The 23110-nt window shown below is 41.6% G+C and carries 25 protein-coding genes; 24 read left to right on the forward strand and 1 reads right to left on the reverse strand.

Features of this window, described 5'->3' with window-relative positions; genetic code table 11:
- Positions 1–109: 109 nt before the first annotated feature.
- From ABEV15_RS06805 to ABEV15_RS06920, 24 genes are all read left to right on the forward strand, one after another.
- Positions 110–1279 (forward strand): sensor histidine kinase, encoded by a 1170-nt coding sequence (locus tag ABEV15_RS06805; protein ID WP_498852746.1) that lies wholly within the window; start codon positions 110–112, stop codon positions 1277–1279.
- A complete protein-coding gene (locus tag ABEV15_RS06810) occupies positions 1276–2007 on the forward strand; it encodes a response regulator (protein ID WP_498852747.1) in 732 nt (243 codons plus the stop codon). Before ABEV15_RS06805 ends, ABEV15_RS06810 begins: the two co-directional genes overlap by 4 nt.
- A gap of 49 nt (positions 2008–2056) precedes the next feature.
- On the forward strand, positions 2057–2899 hold the full coding sequence (locus ABEV15_RS06815) for a DegV family protein (protein WP_429636536.1): 843 nt from the start codon (positions 2057–2059) through the stop codon (positions 2897–2899).
- Positions 2900–2965: 66 nt separating this feature from the next.
- Positions 2966–4306 (forward strand): ATP-dependent helicase ComFA, encoded by a 1341-nt coding sequence (locus ABEV15_RS06820; protein ID WP_498852805.1) that lies wholly within the window; start codon positions 2966–2968, stop codon positions 4304–4306.
- Positions 4303–5010, forward strand: coding sequence for a ComFC family protein (locus ABEV15_RS06825; RefSeq protein ID WP_498852748.1), 708 nt, complete (start codon positions 4303–4305; stop codon positions 5008–5010). The genes ABEV15_RS06820 and ABEV15_RS06825 overlap by 4 nt, the downstream gene beginning before the upstream one ends.
- Before the next feature lie 60 nt (positions 5011–5070).
- Entirely contained in the window at positions 5071–6972 is a 1902-nt protein-coding gene (locus ABEV15_RS06830) for a hypothetical protein (RefSeq protein ID WP_498852749.1), read from the forward strand.
- Positions 6969–7217: a flagellar biosynthesis protein FlhB gene (locus ABEV15_RS06835; RefSeq protein ID WP_498852806.1), complete on the forward strand. Its 249-nt coding sequence runs from the start codon at positions 6969–6971 to the stop codon at positions 7215–7217. The genes ABEV15_RS06830 and ABEV15_RS06835 overlap by 4 nt, the downstream gene beginning before the upstream one ends.
- A gap of 12 nt (positions 7218–7229) precedes the next feature.
- The gene (locus ABEV15_RS06840) at positions 7230–7667 is read left to right on the forward strand and encodes a YaaR family protein (protein ID WP_498852750.1); all 438 of its coding nucleotides are present in this window, start codon (positions 7230–7232) and stop codon (positions 7665–7667) included.
- Between the two features lie 57 nt (positions 7668–7724).
- Positions 7725–8135 (forward strand): TIGR03826 family flagellar region protein, encoded by a 411-nt coding sequence (locus tag ABEV15_RS06845; RefSeq protein WP_498852751.1) that lies wholly within the window; start codon positions 7725–7727, stop codon positions 8133–8135.
- A 93-nt stretch (positions 8136–8228) separates the two neighbouring features.
- Entirely contained in the window at positions 8229–8492 is a 264-nt protein-coding gene (gene flgM / locus ABEV15_RS06850; protein ID WP_498852752.1) for a flagellar biosynthesis anti-sigma factor FlgM, read from the forward strand.
- 56 nt (positions 8493–8548) lie between these two features.
- A complete protein-coding gene (locus ABEV15_RS06855) occupies positions 8549–9043 on the forward strand; it encodes a flagellar protein FlgN (RefSeq protein ID WP_498852753.1) in 495 nt (164 codons plus the stop codon).
- 26 nt (positions 9044–9069) lie between these two features.
- Positions 9070–10671 (forward strand): flagellar hook-associated protein FlgK, encoded by a 1602-nt coding sequence (gene flgK / locus ABEV15_RS06860; protein ID WP_498852754.1) that lies wholly within the window; start codon positions 9070–9072, stop codon positions 10669–10671.
- A 10-nt stretch (positions 10672–10681) separates the two neighbouring features.
- Positions 10682–11587 (forward strand): flagellar hook-associated protein FlgL, encoded by a 906-nt coding sequence (gene flgL, locus ABEV15_RS06865; protein ID WP_498852755.1) that lies wholly within the window; start codon positions 10682–10684, stop codon positions 11585–11587.
- A 48-nt stretch (positions 11588–11635) separates the two neighbouring features.
- A complete protein-coding gene (locus ABEV15_RS06870; protein WP_498852756.1) occupies positions 11636–12226 on the forward strand; it encodes a DUF6470 family protein in 591 nt (196 codons plus the stop codon).
- Positions 12227–12243: 17 nt separating this feature from the next.
- On the forward strand, positions 12244–12678 hold the full coding sequence (fliW, locus tag ABEV15_RS06875; RefSeq protein ID WP_498852757.1) for a flagellar assembly protein FliW: 435 nt from the start codon (positions 12244–12246) through the stop codon (positions 12676–12678).
- Positions 12679–12692: 14 nt separating this feature from the next.
- Positions 12693–12935: a carbon storage regulator CsrA gene (gene csrA / locus ABEV15_RS06880; RefSeq protein WP_498852758.1), complete on the forward strand. Its 243-nt coding sequence runs from the start codon at positions 12693–12695 to the stop codon at positions 12933–12935.
- 315 nt (positions 12936–13250) lie between these two features.
- On the forward strand, positions 13251–15284 hold the full coding sequence (locus ABEV15_RS06885) for a flagellin N-terminal helical domain-containing protein (protein WP_498852759.1): 2034 nt from the start codon (positions 13251–13253) through the stop codon (positions 15282–15284).
- A gap of 514 nt (positions 15285–15798) precedes the next feature.
- Complete coding sequence (locus ABEV15_RS06890; protein ID WP_498852760.1) at positions 15799–17406, forward strand: DUF4046 domain-containing protein; 1608 nt, start codon at positions 15799–15801, stop codon at positions 17404–17406.
- 127 nt (positions 17407–17533) lie between these two features.
- Complete coding sequence (gene darG, locus ABEV15_RS06895) at positions 17534–18568, forward strand: type II toxin-antitoxin system antitoxin DNA ADP-ribosyl glycohydrolase DarG (protein ID WP_498852761.1); 1035 nt, start codon at positions 17534–17536, stop codon at positions 18566–18568.
- A 321-nt stretch (positions 18569–18889) separates the two neighbouring features.
- Positions 18890–19252 (forward strand): flagellar protein FlaG, encoded by a 363-nt coding sequence (flaG, locus tag ABEV15_RS06900; RefSeq protein ID WP_498852762.1) that lies wholly within the window; start codon positions 18890–18892, stop codon positions 19250–19252.
- A gap of 13 nt (positions 19253–19265) precedes the next feature.
- Positions 19266–20759 carry a flagellar hook-associated protein 2 gene (locus ABEV15_RS06905; protein WP_498852763.1) on the forward strand — a complete coding sequence of 498 codons (1494 nt, stop codon included), beginning with the start codon at positions 19266–19268 and terminating at the stop codon, positions 20757–20759.
- A gap of 23 nt (positions 20760–20782) precedes the next feature.
- Positions 20783–21184 (forward strand): flagellar export chaperone FliS, encoded by a 402-nt coding sequence (gene fliS / locus ABEV15_RS06910; RefSeq protein WP_498852764.1) that lies wholly within the window; start codon positions 20783–20785, stop codon positions 21182–21184.
- Positions 21184–21534, forward strand: a complete 351-nt coding sequence (fliT, locus tag ABEV15_RS06915; protein ID WP_498852765.1) for a flagellar protein FliT — start codon at positions 21184–21186, stop codon at positions 21532–21534. The genes fliS and fliT overlap by 1 nt, the downstream gene beginning before the upstream one ends.
- An 8-nt stretch (positions 21535–21542) precedes the next feature.
- A complete protein-coding gene (locus ABEV15_RS06920) occupies positions 21543–21932 on the forward strand; it encodes a DUF8042 domain-containing protein (protein ID WP_498852766.1) in 390 nt (129 codons plus the stop codon).
- Positions 21933–21966: 34 nt separating this feature from the next.
- On the opposite strand, the gene ABEV15_RS06925 is transcribed toward ABEV15_RS06920, so the two are convergent.
- Positions 21967–23049, reverse strand: coding sequence for an HD-GYP domain-containing protein (locus tag ABEV15_RS06925; RefSeq protein ID WP_498852767.1), 1083 nt, complete (start codon positions 23047–23049; stop codon positions 21967–21969).
- Positions 23050–23110: the final 61 nt, after the last annotated feature.

Consider the following 23110-nt stretch of genomic DNA (forward strand, 5'->3'; position numbering starts at 1 on the left):
AGTCGGGGTCTCCTCGCCTAAAACTGATGGAAGTACGAATAAACGTCAGATAAAAGTCAGAAAAGTCATTCCAATTGACTTTTGGTCATTTTTTCTTTAGGTGGTGTATATGTCCAATAAAAAACTAGATGCAGATGCGCGGCAGCTTGACCGTATTGTAAAAAAAATGATTGAAACAGTAGATCAAAGTAAAACGGAAATTTTTCATATTAGTGAACAATCGCGAAAAGAACATGAGCGGTTGCTTGAAGAGTTACGGCGGACGAAAGAAGAAGTACAACGTGTCATCTTTCAAACAGATAACTTAGAAATGAAAACAAAGTTAGCGCGACAACGACTGTCGGACGTCAGTAAAAACTTTTCGCGTTATACGGAAGCTGAGATTCGTCAAGCATATGAGAAAGCGCATTCGCTACAAATGGAATTGGCGATGGCGCAAGAAAAAGAAAAGCAGTTGCGGCAACACCGCGATGAGCTAGAAAGACGGTTAGCAGCTGTGAAAGAAACGATTGAGCGGGCAGATCATTTAATTGGGCAAGTGACGGTTGTGCTTAACTATTTAAACGGAGATTTTCGCGAACTGAGTGAATTTATTAATGGTGCGAATGAAAAACAAGAATTTGGACTTCGTATTATTGAGGCGCAAGAGGAGGAGCGAAAACGCCTGTCGCGAGAAATTCATGACGGACCTGCACAAATGCTTGCGAACATCATTATGCGTTCCGATTTAATTGAACGCATTTATCGCGAGCGCGGTACCGAAGAAGCGATTCATGAAATGCGCGATTTAAAAAAAATGGTTCGCTCCGCTTTATATGAAGTGCGTCGCATTATTTACGACTTACGCCCGATGGCGCTAGATGATCTTGGTTTAATCCCGACGTTAAAAAAATATTTACAAACGATTGAAGAGTACCATAAAACAACGATTACGTTTACATATACGGGAGAGGTAAAGCGGCTATCCAACCGTTTTGAAGTTGCTGTGTTTCGCCTCGTGCAAGAAGCGGTGCAAAATGCCTTAAAGCACGCTGAAGCGACGACGATTCAAGTGAAAATGGAGCTGAAGCAAAATAGTTTATTGATCGTCGTTAAAGACGATGGAAAAGGATTCAATCCGAATGAAAAAAAAGAAAAAGCGTTCGGATTAATGGGCATGCGTGAGCGCATTGAATGGTTGGAAGGAAAATTACATATTTACTCACAACTTGGACGTGGAACAATTGTTACGATGCATATTCCGCTCCATAAGACAGGAGGGAAGGGGGCACAACAATGAAAACGCGCATTGTTTTAATTGATGACCATAAATTATTTCGAGAAGGAATTAAACGTATTTTAGATTTTGAGCAAGATTTTGAAGTGGTGGCGGAAGGAAGCGACGGTGACGAAGCGTTAGCGCTTGTTGAACGATATAAACCTGATGTTGTCATTATGGACATTAACATGCCTCATGTTAACGGCGTAGAAGCGACACGTCAGCTCATTGAAGCATATCCAGATACAAAGGTGATCATTTTGTCGATTCATGATGATGAAAGTTACGTCATGCATGCGTTGCAAATGGGAGCGATGGGGTATTTGTTAAAGGAAATGGATGCCGACGCTTTAAATGAAGCGGTTCGTGTTGTGGCAGAAGGCGGTTCATATTTGCATCCGAAAGTGACGCACAATCTTGTGAAAGAATATCGTCGTCTCGTTGCAGGAGAGGGAGTGGAAAAAGAAAAGCAAAATCAAGGTGTATGCCGCCCGTACCATTTATTAACGCGCAGAGAGTGTGAAGTATTGCAGCTGTTGGCGGACGGAAAAAGCAACAAAGGTATTGCTGATGCGCTATGTATTAGTGAAAAAACGGTAAAAAACCATGTTAGCAGCATTTTACAAAAATTAAACGTGAATGACCGAACGCAAGCAGTCGTTGTTGCGATTAAAAATGGATGGGTCGAAGTGAAAAAAGGTTGTCGAAGTGGATTCGACAACCTTTTTTCAATGCAATCGCAGTTGTAATGTAGTACAATGCAAGTAGGAAAAATTTTGGACAAGGAAGGTAAAGATGATGAAAACGGCGATTTTAACGGATAGTACAGCATATATCCCGAAACATATTCGTGAACAGTTGAATATACATATTATTCCTTTAAGCGTCGTCTTTGGAACAGAGACGTATCGTGAAGAGATTGACATGAGCGCAGAAGATTTTTTTGCCAAAGTAAAAACGAGCGAACAACTGCCGACAACATCACAGCCGCCAATTGGACTATTTGTTGAAACGTTCGAGCAGCTAGCGAAACAATACGACGCCGTCATTTCGATTCATTTATCAAGCGGCATTAGTGGCACGTACCAAGGGGCTGTGTCCGCAGGGCAAATGGTTGAGGGGATTCAAGTGTACGCATACGATTCAGAAATTAGCTGCATGATGCAAGGTTTTTATGCGATCGAGGCAGCAGAAATGGCGCAAGCAGGCATGCATCCAGAGGCGATTATTGCGCGGCTAGATGAAATGAAACAATCAGTACGTGCGTATTTTATGGTCGACGATTTATCGCATTTGCAGCGGGGCGGACGGTTAAGCGGCGCCCAAGCGTTTATCGGCAGCCTTCTACAAGTAAAGCCGATTTTACATTTTGTCGACAAAGTGATCGTTCCATTTGAAAAAATTCGTACGCGAAAAAAAGCGTTAAGCCGAATAGAAGAGCTATTTGCTGAAGATGCGCGTCTTGGTGTTCCGATGCGTGCGGTCATCATTCATGCGAATCGTGAAGAAGAAGCGCGCGCATGGAAAGAAAAACTTGAACAACAATACCCACATGTTGAGTTTTTCCTTAGCTATTTCGGTCCTGTCATCGGCACGCATTTAGGTGAAGGTGCGATGGGATTTGGCTGGTATAAAAAATAAGCAGGAATTTTTTTAATGCATGCGAATAGAAGAAGTGGGCGACTCGACCACTTCTTTTTTAGTGAGGTGATTCGTTTGTCTCTTGTTGGAAAACAGTTGTTAAAGTCTGAGCTTTCCTTTCCTTACGATAAGCAACATGTGCAAATTATAGAAAGCATCATAAAAACGAAGCAAGGCTATCGTTGCGTCCGTTGCAATAACGATGACCAACAGTTATTTGCTTCGTTTCCGTGTGCGCGCTGTGGACGCATATGTACGTATTGCCGCAAATGTATAACGATGGGACGATGTAGCGAATGTAATCCGCTCGTGATTTGGATTGGACCAACTCCTTCTACCTCTTTTTCTTCACCGCTTCAATGGAATGGTCAATTATCTCCAGCTCAACAACTTGCATCCGATGAAGTTTGTCATGCGATTGATCGAAACGACTCATTGCTCGTTTGGGCCGTATGCGGAGCGGGAAAAACAGAAGTGTTATTTGCAGGCATTAACATGGCGTTGTCGCAAGGAAAGCGTGTTTGTATCGCCACACCGCGCACGGATGTTGTATTGGAGCTAGCTCCGCGTTTGGCGAGTGTATTTCCGTCGGTCGATATGGCGGCATTATATGGCGGCAGCCAAGACCGTGGCAAACTTGCTTCATTGACGGTGACGACGACCCATCAATTGCTTCGCTATTATCACGCTTTTGATGTGATGATTGTCGATGAAGTTGATGCGTTTCCGTATAGTGTAGATGCGATGCTTTCCTATGCGGTAGAACGGGCACGAAAACCGACATCTTCCCTCATTTATTTGACCGCAACCCCAAATGAACAATGGCAACGTGAAGTAAAAAGCGGAAAACGAAAAGCGGTGACGATTCCTGCGCGCTATCATCGTCGTCCACTTCCTGTTCCGACATTTGAATGGTGCGGCAACTGGCAAAAAAAGTGGCGTCACAAGCGGTTGCCTTCGTGTGTCATTCGCTGGGTAAACGACCATATAGAACGTCGTAAACAAGCTTTTTTATTTGTTCCCCACATCGACTTTTTACAACAAGTTGTTCCGTATTTACAACAATTTCATCCTCGCATTGAAGGAGTGCATGCTGAAGATCCGAAACGAAAGGAAAAAGTGCTTGCTTTTCGGTGTGGACAAATTCCTCTTCTTGTCACAACGACCATTTTAGAGCGCGGGGTAACGGTCCCAAACATTGACGTTGCCGTGTTAGGTGCAGAGCAACCGATTTTTACAGAAAGTGCGCTTGTGCAAATTGCTGGGCGCGTTGGGCGAAGTACTCAGTATCCGACAGGTGATGTGCGCTTTTTTCATTTTGGAAAAACGAAAGCGATGGTAGCCGCTAAGCAGCATATTGTGCGCATGAATGATGAGGCGCGAAAGCGAGGGTTGATTGACGAATGAAATGTTTGATTTGTCATGATGAGTGGATGCCGCGTATGTCGTTTTCTATGCTTTTGACGCTCCAGCAACCGGACGTTTGTTGCCCACGTTGTCGGAGCCGTTTCGTGCTTATCGACGGAAGCGTATGCGATCGATGCTGTCGTCCGTTTGCTGGTCTTGAACCATCGCATCGTCAAGGGCGATTATGCACCGATTGTGTTCGCTGGCAAGAGAATGATGAGTGGAAAGATGTATTGACGAAAAATCGGTCAGTGTATATGTACAATGAATGGATGAAAGAAGTGGTTGCGCTTTGGAAATTTCGCGGCGACTACGCGATTGTCCAAGCGTTTCAAGAAGAGTTTCGCCGTGAATTTTATCGTCATTTTGACCATACCTTTTTGATCGTTCCGATTCCTCTCAGCGCTGAGCGCCTGTACGAACGAGGATTCAACCAAGCAAAGGCGCTGGCTGAACTGCTCGCTCTCCCTATTCATGACCTGCTTCATCGTCATCACCTCGAAAAACAATCAAAAAAATCGCGTCGTGAGCGCTTGCGAACAGAAAATGTCTTTCAGTTGTCGGAAAAAACGTCTTTACAAGAAAGGCATATTGTGTTGATCGATGATATTTATACGACAGGGATGACGTTAAGGCATGCGGCGAAGGTGTTGCGTCAGGCTGGCGCTGCTTCTGTTTCTTCGTTTACATTGGCAAGAGGTTAATATCGAAGACAAACATGCCGATATTAAAAATAGCAAGGGATAGAGCGGAGTGTGAAGTAAATGCAAATTCGCAACGATTTGATTATGAACGAGTCAATAACAAATCCATTCCCGTTTTCCTTGAAAGAGGGGGAAACATTTTTCGCGACCATTAAGGAAAAATTAAGCAATAATGAAGCAATTATAACGGTTAAAGGACAGGATGTGCACGTCCGCTTTCAAGGCGAAATACCGAATGAAGATCAATTTGCTGTGCAAATTATCGGCATAAAAGATCATGTTTTACAAGTGCAGGCCGTACCGAAAACAGCGGAAACGAAAGAGGCGGCCGTTTGGTTGCCTCCTATCAGTGAATTAGAGAAAGCGGAACAAATTTTGCTAGTGCAAGGAATTCGTCTATCTAAGGAAGAGAAAGCGATATTAAGACGTTTTTTCGAAAAAGCAAAGGGGACGCTGAATGAAAAACTGGAAACGATACAGGCGATTGCGAATAAAAAGATTGAAGTGACTGAAGTGCATTTACAGTCTATCCATGAAGCGCTGCATGGCGAGCCATTCGGTGAGGTATTAACGCAGTTGGCCGATCATCTCGATCTCTTGCCGCATTTACAATCTTCAAAAGAGAACAATAGGGATTTTGTTGACACCGGAAAGAGAATGTTCAACTCTCAACCCGAAACAGATTTAGACGAAAAGAAGATGTTTCATTCTCAACCCGAAACAGATTTATTAGAAAAAGATCCATTGATCTCGCAAAAAGATCAGATTTTGGCAGGGGAAGAAGCAAATAATGGACAACAAATGGAACTGCCATATTGGAACGAAGAATGGGTTCAAAGCACCCCTATCCAAGCAAAAGATATGATTGTGAAGACAGTTACGGAAAAGCTTTCTCAGGCGGCGCTTGATTTTAAAAAATTGCAAATCGAAATGAATAAAAAGTTAGAAAACGCAGCATTTTTGTTGAACAGCGGGCAAGCATTGGCGCGCCAACAGGCAAAACAATTTGTCGAAGCTGTGATTCATACGTTGGACCGTGCGATTTTGCAAGGAGAATTTATGCTTTTTACCGACATGAAAACGGAGAAGCAAATGCTTCAGGCAAGTGCGAAATTGGCCGAAGCAAAGCAGCTGCTTACTGAGGGAGAGCAGAGCGATGCCTTAAACATCGTGAATGAAGTAAAGAAGCTGCTTGGGGGGCTTCGCTTTCAACCAGCGGATGAAAAAATGAAGCATTTTGTTTCTGCTTTTCATTTCAACGAGCAAGAAACAACGCCAAAGCATCAGCTTCTTTCGCAACTCGCAAAAACATTAACACTTCCGCTTGGCGGGGAAGTTTCGGCGCGAAATACATTTGAGCAATTTCGGCAATTAGGGTTTCAGCATGAAAAAGATATTTCCCGCGCCTTATGGTTGAAGCAGCCAGCCATGGAACCGCAAAACATAAAGGCGGTGTTAATGAAATTAAGCCAAGGAGAACTTGGCATGATCGCGCAGCAAGCCGAACACGCTTTAGTGAATATGACAGGTCAGCAGCTGTTAAGCAAATTCGATACCAACAACCATGTGCAAACGATGTTTTATCAATTCCCAGTGTTATTGCACGATCAAATGGAAACGGTCCATATTTATTTAAACTCCCGAAATGATGAAGGAAAGCTTGATTGGCAAAATTGCAGCCTGTACTTTTTACTGGATACAGAAAAATACGGGAAAATCGGCATTTTGCTTCAAGCATTGGAACGAAATTTAACGATTACCATTAAAACGGACAATGCACAACTTTCCGAAGCATTAAAATCGTTAACGGAGATGGCTAAAGAAAATTTGGAGGCAATCGGCTACAATGTAAAAGGGATTGATTTTGCGAAAATGAATGAACAAGAAGAACAAAAAACAGCGGCAGAAACAACGCAAGAGAAAGAAACAAACAGAGAGAAAGGTTATGATTGGACGGTATGAAAAACGGTTATCCACATTATTTTTCCGCGTTGACGAGTTATGAAAAAGGAGCTGATCAACTGTCGGAGTCTAAAACCAATACGGTAAACGAAATCATCAAGCAGGCGCAGCAACAAAACATTCCCATGCAAACCGATTCATCGCTTGTCAAGCATTTAGCGGATCCGGAAAACCGCGTTCCTTCACAGCTCTATGCAGTCATTGGAGAAATTTTAAAATTAATTAAGAGCATCGAACAACAATAGGGGAGATTCATTGTGGAAATTCAAAAAATCACAAAAGCAAATATGATGAACGTAAGCAAAAAAGAAGCGACAGCATCAGCGTCTGTATCGTTTGCCGAAGTCGTGGCAAAGCAAAACGAAGAACTTGCACTGGAACGGTTTCAGCAACTTGCGAAAGAAATTGAAGAACAAGGGAAAGTTTTAGCGGAATCGCGTTCGGTGGAAGAGTTGCGAAAATATAAAAAGCTTGTGAAAACGTTGCTTGATGACGTGATAAAAAACGGTTTGCAATTATCCGAACAACACGGTTTCAATTGGAGCGGGCGTTCGCGGCTATATAAGATTGTGAAGGAAGTGGACAAAAAGCTAATTGATTTAACGAATGCCGTATTGCAAAAAGAAAAACAAGGAATTGACCTTTTAAGCACCATCGGGGAAATTCAAGGATTAATTATCAACATTTATACGTAAGCGTTTTTTATTTGTCTTATAATGAAGGAAAGTGAGAAGTAGTGGGGAGGGGAAACAATGAGTTTAGCAAATTGCCCAAACTGCGGAAGCCTATTTGTAAAAAGTCCGTTTCGTGATATTTGTGAGAGCTGTTATAGAGAAGAAGAAGAGGCTTTCGAGAAAGTTTATCGCTTTTTGCGCAAAAGGGAAAATCGCATGGCGACAATGATGCAAATTGTAGACGCAACAGGGGTGAAGGAGTCGCTGCTGATGAAATTCATTAAAAGCGGCCGTCTAAAACTCGCTCAATTCCCAAATTTAGGATATCCTTGCGACCGCTGTGGCAAGCTGATTCGCGAAGGAAGACTATGCGCAAACTGTTCAAAAGACCTAAATAAACAACTAGAAATGGTGCAAAAGGAAGAAGAAATGAAAAAACGCCGTCATGTGGAGGATGTTTATTATACGAAAAAGGGTGACGAGAATTAATTTTGATTTTTTGTAAACAATCTTTTTCGTTTGCCGATAATATAGGTAGGAGATATGGAAACGGCTAGAGGCATGGAAAAGGGGGGGATTTTCATGAGAATTGACAAATTCGGCTTGATGGGCGTTAATCCTTACAAACGCCAGTTCGATAAAGAAATGCAGGCGAAAAAGCCTGCAGTTCAACAAGATAAAGTGGAAATTTCCGCGGCGGCAAAAGAATTGCAGCAAATTTCTCAATGGACGGCCGAGCATCAAGAGAAAGTGCGTAAGTTAAAAGAGCAAGTGCAAAACGGAACATATCAAATTGATGCGAAGACAATCGCGAAAAGTATATACAAATATTACTTTGAAAATTAAATCAGTATTCACATCATACTGATTTAATTTTTATGTACTTTTAGGGAGAGATTGGATTGTCTGCCAAACAATTAATAGAGTTGCTAGAAAAACATGTGAAACTGCATAAAGGCTTGCTGGACTTAGCAAATAAAAAAACGGAAGTATTAAAGAAAGGCGATATGGAAGCCCTAAGTGAAATGATGAAAGAAGAGCAAAAGTATATTGCGGCAATTAAACAAATCGAGAAGGAACGGATTCTTGCTGTTGAAAAGATCATAAGCGCATTAGGCCATACACAGCAAGAGCCGACATTAACGGCATGTATTGAACTAGTAAACGAACCGGAACGTTCCGCTTTAGAAAGATTGCGAGACAATTTGGCGGTGGTCGTTGCAGAGCTTAAAAATATTAATGAATTAAACCAACAGCTTCTCCACCAATCGTTGCAGTTTGTCAACATGACGTTGGATATGATCATGCCGCAGCCGAAAGAAGTGAATTATAGAAAACCGAACATGGCGCCATCTTCATATGAAGGCAGCAGCTCGTTATTTGATTCAAAAGCTTAGAGTTTCAAGCATTGGAGGAAAATGTAATGCGATCAACGTTTCATGGCTTAGAGGTAGCCAAACGAGGCATGTTTACGCAACAATCAGCGTTATATGTAACCGGACATAATATTGCTAATGCGAACACACCTGGTTATTCGCGCCAGCGCGTCAATTTTGTCCAAACAGAACCGTATCCGCCGGCTTCTATGAACCGTCCGCAAATTCCTGGACAGATGGGGACAGGAGTCGAAGCGGGTTCGATTGAGCGGGTGCGTGAAAGCTTTTTAGATATTCAATATCGTGGGGAAAATAACAAGCTTGGCTACTGGGAAGCGCGAGCAGACGCCCTAAAAAAAATGGAAGATATCATGAACGAACCATCGGACAACGGTTTATCGAAAACGATGGATCAGTTTTGGCAAGCGCTGCAAGATTTAAGCGTGAATCCGGAAAATGAAGGAGCGCGTTCGGTCGTTCGCCAACGCGGATTGGCGGTTGTGGAAACGTTTCATTATTTACATGACTCGTTATCACAAATTAAAAAGGATTTAGGACACGAAATCGGTGTCACGATTACAGAAATCAACTCTTTGGCACAACAAATCAGCCAAATCAACCAGCAAATCAGCGAAGTCGAGCCGAACGGCTATTTACCAAACGATTTATACGATGAGCGCGACCGCTTGATTGACGAACTGTCAAAATTAGTGAACGTACAGGTTGAGAAAGTCCCAAGCGGTGGAAACGCGTTAAAGATAGCAGAAGGAACGTATAATATTTATCTAGTGGATAGTAACGGGAATCCGATTTTAGATAGTAACAACCAAAAAATTTACTTAGTTCAAGGAAATCATACGAATGCATTTTCTCTTCCAAATGGAATCGGAGGCGATATTGACGGAGATGGTGTTAAAGAAACTCCGACAAGTGATATTGACAATGTGCAAATAGGCAGAGTTTCCATTTCAATCACATCGTTTCCATCTGGAAAATTACTAGGATTGATAGAATCGTTTGGTTATAAAGATGCTTCAGGAAATGTAAAAGGCATTTATCCTGAGATGATTAACAATTTGGATAATCTAGCGTATACGTTTGGTACGATATTTAATGAGGTTCATAAAAAGGGATACGGGCTGAACAGTGCTGCAAAAGCTCCTGCATTTTTTGATGTAACAGTTCCGGGAGCTGCTAAGAACATTAAGTTATCATCGGCAATGGATGATCTTTCTAACATTGCAGCTTCCACCAAACAGGGCGTCTCTGGAAATGGAAACAATGCTCTTAACTTAGCAAGCGTTGGAAAAATACTATTGTCGTCTGGAACAGTGAACTTAATAGATGTATCAATAAGTTTGTCGGCCTCACTTCCTTTAACATCAGGTACGATTCAATCTAATTACCAAGGATGGATTGGAAAGCTTGGTGTGGATGGACAGCAAGCTGAACGATTGAAAAATAACAGTGAAGTGTTACGTCAGTCTGTAGAGGAACGTCGTCAATCGGTCAGCTCGGTATCACTAGATGAGGAAATGACAAACATGATTAAATTTCAACATGCATACAACGCAGCAGCACGCCAAATTACCGCCATCGATGAAATGCTCGATAAAATTATTAACGGCATGGGCATTGTAGGAAGGTAGGTGAACAAACATGCGCGTAACGCAAGGGATGTTGACAGGGAATATGCTTAGGAATTTAAGCGCCAGCTATGCGCGGATTGGCAAATATCAAGATCAACTGGCAACAGGAAAAAAAATTAATCGTCCATCCGATGATCCAGTTATCGCAATGAAAGGGATGGTATACCGTACAAACTTAACAGAAGTTGAGCAATTTAAGCGCAACTTTTCCGAGGCGTACAACTGGATTGAAAACTCAGATGCAGCGCTTGATAAAGCGACGCAAGCATTACAGCGCATTCGCGAGCTTGTGGTGCAAGCGAGCAACGATACGTATGAAGTAAGCCAACGTGCAGCGATTTCGGAGGAAATTAAACAGCTAACGGAACACTTAGCTTCTATTGCCAATACAAAAGTCGGAGATAAATATATTTTTAATGGTACGGATACGCTGAAACAACCAGTAGATTTAAGTCAAGCTCCACCAGTTGTATCGAAGAACACGGATGAAATAAAAATCGAATTATCGAAAGGGATTTATATTTCTGTAAACGTGAATCCGACAAAAGTATTTAATTACGACAATACCGCAAAAGGAAACGGATTATTTAGTGATTTAGAATTTTTAAATAACGACTTAAATGATGCGACAAAATCAGGAAAAGATATAAGCCAGTACCTTAGTTATATTGATCAGCATATTAATAATTTACTTAGTGCTCGTGCGGAATTGGGGGCTCGTTTAAATCGAGTAGAGTTAATGGAAGAGAGAGTGGATCAGCAGGAAGTCATCGCTCATCGGATTCTCTCCGATAATGAGGATGCCGACATTGAACGTGTCATCACTGATTTAAAAACGCAAGAAAGCGTGCATCGCGCCGCTCTTGGCGTAGGTGCCCGCATTATTCAACCGACGCTTCTTGACTTTTTGCGTTAAGCTATCTTGCGAGGACAAGATAGCTTTTCCTCTAGGAGGGAGAAAAATATGCAACTGCCGCAAATTCGCTTGCAGTCTACCTTTGCAAAGATCGCGATCAAGCCAACACCGCCTGTACTGGAAATCAAACAGCCGCCAGCAGAGCTTGATCTCCAGCAACCCTCGGCAGAAATGAAGATTGAAACGACACCGGCCAAACTAACCATTGACCAAACGAAAGCATGGGAAGAGATGGATTTAAAACATATTTTCCGCCGCATTGAAGAATTTGCGCAACAAGGTTATGAAGACTGGCTGGAAGGCATTGCTCGTGTGTCTCGACAGGGAGATGAGCTGATGAGAATTGAAGATGGCGGCAATCCACTTGCCGAGCAGGCAAAAGAAAACAGCGAGGATCCGATATATGACTTCAATATTGGTTGGATTCCTTCTCTCTTCAGTGTCAAAACGAACTTTGAACCAGCGAAAGTGCATATTGATGTAAAAGTCCAACAACCGATTATTCGCGCCAAAATAAACAAGCCGATGATCCACTATACCCCGGGGAAAGTGACGATGGATCTTGCACAGCGCAATTCATTAAAAATCGATTTCGTCAACTTAAAGTTTGTTGGTACTAATTTTGAAATTTCAATTTAATAAAAAGGTGTGAAATGATGAAAATTCGTACAAAATATCATGGTGAAATTGAAATTAACGAAAAGGATATTTTTCATTTCGAGCACGGTATTCCAGGCTTTTTAGACGAAAAACAATTTGTCTTATTGCCGCTTGAGGATACCCCGTTTGTTATTTTACAATCGGTCAAAACACCAGCGCTCGGGTTTGCGATGATTGATCCGTTTATTTACTTTAAAGATTATGACTTCGAGCTTGATGAGCAGTCAGTTACCCAACTGCAGTTGTCTTCGGAAAAAGAAGTAGCCGTGTATGTCATTCTTACTGTTGCCGATCCGTTCGACGACACGACGGCGAACTTGCAGGCGCCGATTGTCATTAACGTCCATAAGCGTCTTGGCAAGCAAGTTATTTTAACGAATACAAACTATAAAACGAAACATCGTCTCTTTCCCGAAAAAGTGGCGAAATAAAGGAGGCGGCAAGTATGCTTGTACTAACGCGCAAACTGAAAGAAGCGATTCAAATCGGCGATGACATCGAAATCACCGTCCTCGCCATCCAAGGTGATCAAGTGAAGCTTGGCATCAACGCTCCGAAACATGTTGAAATTCATCGCAAAGAAATTTATCTCGCCATCCAAGCCGAAAACAACGCTGCCTCCTTCGCCTCGAAAACATCGCTTGAGCAGCTGAACGAGCGACTGAAACAATGGAAAGAGGGAGAATAAGCGCATAAACATGGCTAGCGGCGGCGTACCTGTCCAAGGCGCCGCCGCGTGTATCATCCGACAAAGAGATAATCCCCAAACATAATGATGCCCACCATATCTCATCAAAGGATCCTCAAGTCGCCTTCACCATCTCTCCAATTTCTCAGCAGCAAAATGGAAAAAAATTTGCGTCAGCCTATTAAACTTTTTAAAAACAAACCGATATAAAAAGTGAACGCGGCATAGCGAAGAAAGGCGGCCGACTTTCTTCCTATCCGCAAATCTATCATTCCACAAGGATGTGGAACAAAAAAATTCAAGGAGGAAAAAGCAATGAGAATTAACCACAATATTGCGGCGTTAAACACCTATCGTCAATTGACAATGGGTACTAACGCAGCTTCAAAATCAATGGAAAAACTATCTTCAGGTCTTCGCATTAACCGCGCTGGCGACGATGCGGCAGGTCTTGCGATTTCTGAAAAAATGCGTGGACAAATTCGTGGCTTGGAAATGGCTTCTAAGAATGCGCAAGACGGGATAAGCCTTATCCAGACAGCGGAGGGAGCTTTAAACGAAACGCATTCTATTCTACAGCGTATGCGTGAGCTTGCTGTTCAAGCAGCAAACGGTACAGCAACAGACTCTGACCGTGCGGCTCTTCAAGATGAATTAAACAACTTAACTTCCGAAATTAACCGTATTGGTAATACGACAGAATTTAACACTCAAAAATTATTAAATGGTGGAATTGGCTCAAATGATGGTGTGAAAATTACTCAAGCAAGAAGTGCTACAGTAACTGGTACTGTTGCTTTTAATGATGGAGACTTGGATAGTAGCGAATTTACGGCAAAAATTACTGTGGATAACACAACTTTTGATGTAACTTCCGCTCTTCAAAGGGACTGGACGGGTAAAACTGTTGATGATGTAATTAATGCTTTAAAGGAAGTAACATCTGGTGGAACTAAATTATCTGATTTAATTGATATGGAAAAAGTTACTTCTGGCGATAACTCTTATATCAAGTTTACTGCTAAATCTGAGGGGGCAACTAGCTCAATTAGCATTAGCATTACAGGTGCAGATGCGGCTGATGTGGATGATATCTTAACAACTGCAACTACTTCTGCTGTAGGTAGCCCTACAACTATGGAAAGAGCAGGAGTTGAAAGTGGATTATCTTTAGATAAAACATTAGCGACTGTAGAAGGCGGAAAACTTGACGCTGATGGAGCAGGAGGAGCTGATCTAGACTTTTCTGGTGATAAAAGAAAAAATATTGTAATTAACGAAGTAACTATTACTCTTGACCAAAGTTATACAGACATAAATGGTGTAATTACTGATGTACAATCAAAGTTGGACAGAGCATTTGGTGCTGGTAATTTCCTTGTTGAAGCCAATACTTCAGGCAACGGCTTAAAGTTTACAGCTTTAGATGGTAGTAGTATTACCATTGGGGGAAATACAAATACGACTGAGACAGGGTTAACTGCTGCTACTACTAACCCTCAAACAAGAAGCAGTGAATTACAAATCGCCTCTGGTGATACTCTGAAAATTACAGTAGGTTCTGAAAGTGCGGTTAATGTAAATCTTAATACAAGTGTAGACCCTAAAAAATACGATGTTACAAATGCAGATGCGAATATAGCAAAAGCTGAGATGGAACGTTTTGTTAAAGATATTAATGCTGCTTTGCAAGAAGCTGGACTATCTGATAAAGTAACTGCGGCTTTATCAAAAGATAATAAACTTCAATTCATTTCCGAAACAGGAAAAGACATTAAAGTAGAATTCAATAGTGATGCATTAAAATCTATTGGTGGAGCTACTTTAGATGATGTAAAAAATGTTCAACAGGTGGTAGGACCTGGCGCTCAAGGGTCTGGATATAGTACTAAGTTCCAAATTGGAGCTAATACTGGTCAAAGCATGTCTCTAACTATCAACGATATGCGTGCAGCTGCATTAGGAATTACAGGTAATGCAGGTCAAGCAGGCTTTACTTCTACAAATACAGTAACAAATGGTACAAATGATATTAAAGCGGAAGCGGCATTAAATATTTCAAATAAAGAGGATGCTTCTAAAGCTATTGTAGTTATTGATAAAGCAATTCAAACTGTATCAGCAGAACGTGGTAAACTTGGTGCGGTTCAAAACCGTCTCGAGCATACAATTAACAACTTAGGAACAGCAGCTGAAAACTTAACAGCAGCCGAGTCTCGTATCCGTGACGTCGATATGGCGAAAGAAATGATGGAGTTCACTAAGAACAACATCCTCTCTCAAGCAGCACAAGCAATGTTGGCTCAAGCAAATAACCAGCCGCAAGGAGTTTTACAACTCTTGCGTTAATAGTTGGTTATTTGCAGGGCGTCTTAGCTGGAAACGGCTAAGAGGATCACTGGGTGAATTGCTGGGAAGCCCTAAAGCTTTCCTTGCCACAACGAAGCTGGAAACGGCAGGCGTGACGGCTTGAAAAAAGGAAAGATGGAACAATGGGCAATCAGCAGCCAAGCTCCTGTCTCGAAAGAGTGGAGAAGGTTCAACGACTAGGACATACCACCTAAGGCAAGAAGCTATGGTGATGAAGTCCGTAGGGGAAATCCCCGAAGTGCCCAGCCCTTCGCTAGCCAAATGGCTAGAAAGGTGAAGAGATAGTCTACACAACGGTCGAAAGACGTTGCGGCATGGCAAGCCAACCAACAACCACAAGGGGTATTGCAATTGCTTCGTTAATACGAGAAAACATACCGAGGGACATTTGGCTTCCTCGGTATTTCTTTTGTTAGGATGATAAGACAAAAAATTTTAAAAGCATATAGAACATATGTTTGTATATATGCTATAATCGAAGGGGGTGATTTAAGTGACGGATACAAATGAATATAGGACAATTCCTTGTTGTGAATTGGAGCAATTCCCGATTATAGGTGTGTACAAAGAATTGCTAGCTGGAAAGAGAAAGACGCTTCCGGCAGGGACATGGGAAAAGGACGAAAATGTCATTATCTTGGTACGCTATGTGCTAGAAGTACAACTTGGTTTATCAAGGGAACAAATTCCGAAGATAAATAAAAAGATTATTGGAGAACAAAAACTTTGGGGAGTTTTGAATCGGTTTAAATCTCCCCGTCGGCTCATTGAGTTTGTTTACCCTAACGAATATAATGAATTCGACTTCTACCGTGTTCCGGTTGATTATTGGCGTAATGTTGAAAATATACGTAAACGTTTGGAGTGGTATTTGGATAAAGAGGGAATCAAGATTGAGGAGATCCCTCAAAAAGTAAATCGCTATGTTCTTGTCGAATGGGGGTTTTCCAATCCTTTAAAGCGGTACGGTTATTCCCCATTTCGCTTGATAAGCGCCCTATACCCCGGCCGTTTTAAAGAAACGGATTTTAAAAAAATTCCTCAAGGTTATGCAACAAACCGCGAATTTTTGAAAGAGCAGTTTATGGACATGCTTCGTAAGGAAAAGATCCGGTTCGAAGACGTGCCGAAGAAAGTGACGCAGCAAATGCTTTTGCAATATCGTTTTAGCGCAGCGTTAAAACATCACCGCGGATCTCCTTCAGCGTTCATCCAGTATCTTTTCCCTAACCAATTTTCACTCGATGATTTTCACACAAAACCAAACGGCTATTGGAAAGATATCAAGAATGTCAGACAGGCCATTATTGATTTGATTGAAAGGGAGGGAGTAGCCGAGCAAGATGTCCCGCGCTTTATGACGAAACAGCGGCTGATGGCGGAAGGGCTGACTGGTCTGTTACATGAATATCACGGTTCGCCGATTGAGATTATAGAGGCGGTGTTTCCGGGGAAGTATGATGTGACAGAGTTTCAGCGTGTGCCGAACCAACATTGGCATTCGCCGCAAAACCGGGTGCAGGCGCTGCGGACGTTTTGTGCCAAGCGGGGGATCGGCCGCGAGGAGTTGCCGCGGTTAAACCGGGCGTATTTTCGCAAGCATTTCCCACGGTTTATCAGCATGGTCGATCGCCATTACGACAGCAAATTTTACCGTTGGATTATGGAATCATTCCCCGAATATACATTTCAGCCTGAGGAATTTAATTTGCTAGTTGGGATTGACGGGCAATTGTGTGATTCAAAAGAAGAACTAGAAATCCATAACTTTTTGATTCGCGCGGTCGTTGATGGGAAAGTGGAAAGAGAAGGATGTCGTTTTGTGAACCACGAATATGACGAAGTATACATCCCTGACTGGGTGATCGAACAAAACGGAAGAAAGTGGATTGTCGAATATTTCGGACTATATGGTTCGACGCGTTACAAGTGGTACACGGAGAAGGCGGGCCGAAAAATGCAGTTTTACCATTCGCTCACTGATTATACGTTGATTGCGATTATGCCTGATGATTTTCGGGAAAAAGGTTTTCAAAGAATTGTGTTCCTTTTGATTAGTAATGGGATACAGATTAATGTTCATTGTTCTCTGGAACGATGATTTTTAAGGCATTAAGAGGTTAAAAATGATAAAATGAAGCAAAAAGTTGAAGAGATTATGTACCAATGTCATTGCCATAAACCAATAGCTGTCAGGCCGCATTGGTACTACTGAAGGAGGTGGCGAAATGATCATCCTAAAACAAGGCAATCTCTTGGAAGATGAAGCAGAAGCTTTGGTGAATACGGTCAATTGTGTCGGTGTGATGGGGAAAGGAATCGCACTGCAATTTAAGCAAGCTTATCCAGAAATGTTTTCGGAGTATGAAAAGGCTTGCCATCGCAAGGAAGTTCAGCCAGGCAAAATGCATGTCGTTTCCACTAAATCGTTGTTGAACCCAAAATATATTATTAATTTTCCTACAAAACGCCATTGGAAAAATAAATCCCGGATGGAAGATATAGAATTAGGGTTAGTGGATTTAGTAAAGGTGGTTAAGGAACTTAATATAAAATCAATTGCGCTTCCGCCGCTTGGCTGTGGAAATGGCGGATTAAAATGGGATGAAGTACGTCCTAAAATTGAAGCAGCTTTTAAACATCTACAAGATGTGGAAGTACATTTATACGAGCCTGCAGGAAGCCCTAAACCCGATCAAATAAAGATACGTACAGAACCTCCAAAGATGACAAGATCTAGAGCATTATTTCTTATGCTAATGAATGATTACTCCATTCCAGGTTATCGGCTATCTTTGCTTGAAGTGCAAAAGTTAGCGTATTTTCTCCAAGCAGTAGGGGAACCCCTTAAACTAAGATTTGAAAAAAGCAAGTATGGTCCATATGCAGACAATTTAAATCATGTATTATTGCGCTTAGATGGCCATTTTATTCGTGGTTTTGGCGATCGCAGCAGAGATGCAGAAATTTACTTAATACCAGATGCAGTCCAAAAAGCGGAGCAGTATTTGATGGACGATTCCGAAGCCTATAAGCACTTAAAAAGAGTAAGGGATATTATTCAAGGGTTTGAAACTCCATATGGGCTAGAATTGCTTTCAACTGTACATTGGGTTGTTAAGGAAAATCCAGATATAAAAGATGATATTCAGTCAATCGTTGAAGAAATCCACAATTGGAACGAACGGAAACGGAAGATATTTAAAGAGAAGCATATTACAAAAGCTTGGCAACATTTGAAAGAAGTAGGGGTGCTTAATTAACAAAAATGCTTGTATTACGTTTCATTCAAATTTGAAAATGGGGCTTTTGGTGACAGTATAAACTTTAATGTTGGCACTTTTTAAATTTTGGGTAAAAATTATTATCTCATCTGCTTTGACTTGCCTGTAATATTGTTAATTAACTGCATGCTCAACAACAAGGCATTAGCTTGGCTAGTGCCTCTTTTTATGTCGATTAATAGGATTAATTTTTCATTTCGCTGTTTCACTCTCGTTTGTTTATGTACGAAATGACTTCATATTTTTCTTTTCTAACCGATATAAACAGTAGAAACGTATATGTCAAAGGAGCGAAAAGTGATGATTGAACGTATTTCTTCTTCTCTTTCTTCCACATATATGCATGAAAAAACAACGACAGAGCGTCCAGCAGAGCAGCAAAAACAAGAGCAAACGACCGTGCAGCAAGCGACAGTCAAGCAAGAGGAAGAACGTATTCCAAAACAAAAACTTGAAGAAATCGTAAAAGGAATGAATGAATTTCTACAACCGAGCCACACCTCGTTGAAGTTTAATGTACACGAGGATTTGAAAGAGTATTATATCCAGCTCATTGACGATCGCACGAAAGAAGTCGTGCGCGAAATTCCGCCGAAAAAATTGCTAGATATGTACGCGGCGATGATGAAGTTTGTCGGGTTAATCGTTGACCAAAAAATTTAGGAGGTGGTAAACGATGAGCAATATGCGTATCGGCGGCTTGGCAAGCGGGATGGATATTGATAAAATCGTTGGCGATTTAATGAAAGCAGAACGAATGCCGCTTGATAAACTAAAGCAAAAGAAACAAATTTTAGAATGGCAGCGTGATGACTATCGCTCGATGAATACGTTGTTGCAAGACTTAGATAGCTATGTTTTTAATAATTTGACATTGCAAAGCAGTATGTTAAAGAAGAAAGTGGTAAGTTCGGATGAGAGCGTCGTCGCGGCAACAGCAAATTCGAGTGCGGTGAACATTAGCACAAACTTAACTGTCACAGAAGTCGCGACATCAGCAACATGGATTTCTGCAGCTGCTTCTAGTTATACACCAAGCGGTACAGATACGACGCTGAAAATTAACGTAACAAATGGTGACGGCACAGGCCCAACAACAAATCCGGTAACGATTACAATCGCAGCCAACTCGTCGTTAGATGCGGTTATCTCTCAATTAAACAGCAATAGCGACCTTGGCATTACGGTGTTCCGCGATACACAGACAGGGAAAATTTCAATTACAAAAAAAGATACAGGAGCCTCAGCAAGTCTAATGATGGGGGACGCAACGACTGCTTCGTTTTTCCAAAGCCTCGGATTTACAGGAGTTACAGGTGGTGCAGAATTGACAGGAAAAACAGCGGGAAAGAATGCGCAATTTACAATTAACGGTCTTTCGACATCACGCTCGACGAATACATTTACGATTAATAACGTTACTTATACGCTCAAGAAAACAGGAACAGCTTCTGTTACGACGACAAACGATACAGATGCAACGTTCAATGTAATTAAAGGCTTCGTCGACAAATATAACGAAGTGATTGGCAAAATCAATGGTAAACTATCGGAGGAGCGGTATCGCGACTATACGCCGTTAACGGATGAGCAAAAAGAAGCGATGACAGAAAAACAAATTGAATTATGGGAAGAAAAAGCGAAAAGTGGACTTCTGCGTCGAGATTCGATTTTATCAAGCGGTTTAAGTCAAATGCGTTTAGATCTTTACAGCAAAGTGAGCAACTCGCCTGTCAATACGAACTATGATACGCTTTCGGAAATTGGGATTACGACGTCTAGCAACTATTTAGAAAATGGAAAGCTCATTATTGATGAAACGAAATTGCGTGCAGCAATTGAAAACGATCCGAATGCTGTTTACCAGCTGTTTAACGCTAGTGGCTCAAACTTTGACACAAAAGGGATTGCGCAACGTTTACGTGATACGATCAAAAATACAATAGGAAAAATTGAGAAAAAAGCTGGTAAAACCGTTTGGACGAACAGCCAGTTTGAAATCGGAAAAAGCTTAAACGATTTAGATAAACGAATTGATGCCTTTGAAGATCGGTTAAAGAAAGTTGAAGACCGATACTGGAAGCAGTTTTCCGCGATGGAAAAAGCGGTGCAGCGGGCAAACTCGCAAAGCATGTATCTCATGAACGCGTTTGGCGGAGGTATGCAATAATTTCTAAAGGAGTGTTTTAACGAATGGCAACCAACAATCCATATCAATCATATCAAACAAACGCGGTGCAAACAGCGTCGCCGGGAGAGTTAACGCTTATGCTTTACAATGGATGTTTAAAGTTTATTGCACAAGCGAAAAAGGCCATTGAAGAGAAAAATATTGAAGCGCGCAACACAAACTTATTAAAAGCGCAAAAAATTATTCAAGAGCTGATGGTGACGCTCAATATGGAATATGAAGTGGCGAAGTCGATGATGACGATGTATGACTATATTTATCGTCGTCTTGTTGAAGCAAATATTAAAAGCGATATTTCTATTTTAGAGGAAGTTGAAGGGTATGTGAAAGAATTTCGCGATACGTGGAAGCAGGTCATTCAAATGAATCGTCAGCGTCAATATGCGCAAGGCGGTCACGTGTAATGAGCGTTGTTTCAGAGCTTTTGCATATCACAAAAGCAATGGTTGAATTATTGCGTGAACCTGTTGAAAAAGAAAAACGTGACATTGTGATTGAGCAAATTGAGGAAATGCTTGAGAAGCGCGAACTGCTTCTTAAGCTCCTTCCGTCTGTATTAACGGAAGCAGAAAAACAAATGGGAAAAGAGCTGCTGATGTTTGATCGGGAGGCAAACCGTCTTCTTCAACAATTGAAACAACAAATTCAACAAGACTTAAAACAAATGAAACAAACGAAAGAGGCAGCTCATCGCTATCATGATCTGTATGAACCGTTATCCATTGACGGTATGTTTTATGATAAACGAAGGTAGGTAGACATATGGTACATTTAACTCCAGAACAATTAACAGTCGTTCGTCAATATGCGGCGTTATTAGACACAATTGAAGAAGGCTTTCAATATGTCATTGAAAGTTTTGCGAATTACGAACGTACGCAAGGGGATGTCGTGCTCGCTGATATTTTTACAGCGTTCGGTCAAATTGATACGACAAATGAGCGCTCGCTTGCGCATTTTTTTGCCGATGATATCGCGCTATTGAACGAGCTTCAACGTTTTTCTTCTGTCGTAGAAGAGGCATGGAAATTAGACGGAAAGCTACATGATCCAAATACGAAGCAACAAATTGTCGAAAAACATGTAGCGCCAGCGTTTGAAGCGTGGAAAGTAAGTGTGATGCAACATCTTCGTCCGTATGTGGAGCAATAATAAAAAGGTGCGAGCGGATCGCACCTTCTGTTGTTTAAAACGCTTCGACAATCGTGACGTTTACTTCTTTTCGTAAGTCGATTTCAAACGGTGATTTCAGCACTTCCCCGTTTGGATTTTGTAAAATACGAACGACAGGACGAAGCGGATATTCAGGGAAAATGTTTGAGACGACACCGCGATATCCTGTGTTTAATACGATGTTTGTGCCGAGCGGGTAAATGGCGACATATTTTAAAAACGTTTTAATGAGTTCGTAGTCAAACAACGTATTGCCGGCTGCGCATAAATATTCAGCTGCTTCGTGCGGCGAATGTTGTTGGCGATGGTCGCGCGGAGAAGTGAGTGCATCGAACACGTCTGCGATGGCGATAATGCGCGCGAATTCATGAATGTATTTGCCAGCTGCTTGATGTGGATAGCCGCTCCCATCAAAACGCTCGTGATGTTGAAGTGCACAGTAAGCGGATGACGGTGAAACGTTGTCTTGTTTTTTTAGTAATTCAAATCCAAGTTCAGTATGATGGGAAACGATCCGACGTTCTTCAGGACTAAGCGGCCCTTTTTTTCTCCAAAGGGCGCTTGGAATTTGCGTCATACCAATGTCAAATAAAAACGCGCCAACGCCTAAATCAAGCAATTGTTGCGATGAATATCCTTTCGCTAATCCGATAACACCTGCGATTGTTGCCACGTTAACCGAGTGATGAAAGAAATATCCTTTTGAAATGACAAGGTCAGATAAGTTAATGAGCAAGTTTTCTCGACTTAATAAATAGTCTAAAATCTCTTTAAATATTTTTTGATATTCCTGTCCGAGGTCAATCGAAGACACGCGCTGGGCAGCCTTTTGTCCTTCGATTAGTTCCGTCATCGTTTCGTACACTTTTTTTACCGCTTGTTGCCGCACAACCGGACTAATCATTGGCTTTTCTTCAATATCAAATGTAAAAATATCGTGAATATAAATATAATGAATGCCATCTTCGAGCAGTCTGCGAATGTATGAGTCGGTCAGTTTAACCCCCTTAGCGAGCAAAACTGCACCGTTTGGTCCGTAAATATCAACGGCGAGCACATCGCCGCTTTTTGCTTCAAATATGTACACTTTACGCATGCGATAACACCTCGATAAAAAATAGGAACGCTTTTCATCATCTGTAAATTATAGCATAATT

The organism is Bhargavaea massiliensis, from assembly GCF_050480245.1.
Classification (GTDB): Bacteria; Bacillota; Bacilli; order Bacillales; family Anoxybacillaceae; genus Anoxybacillus.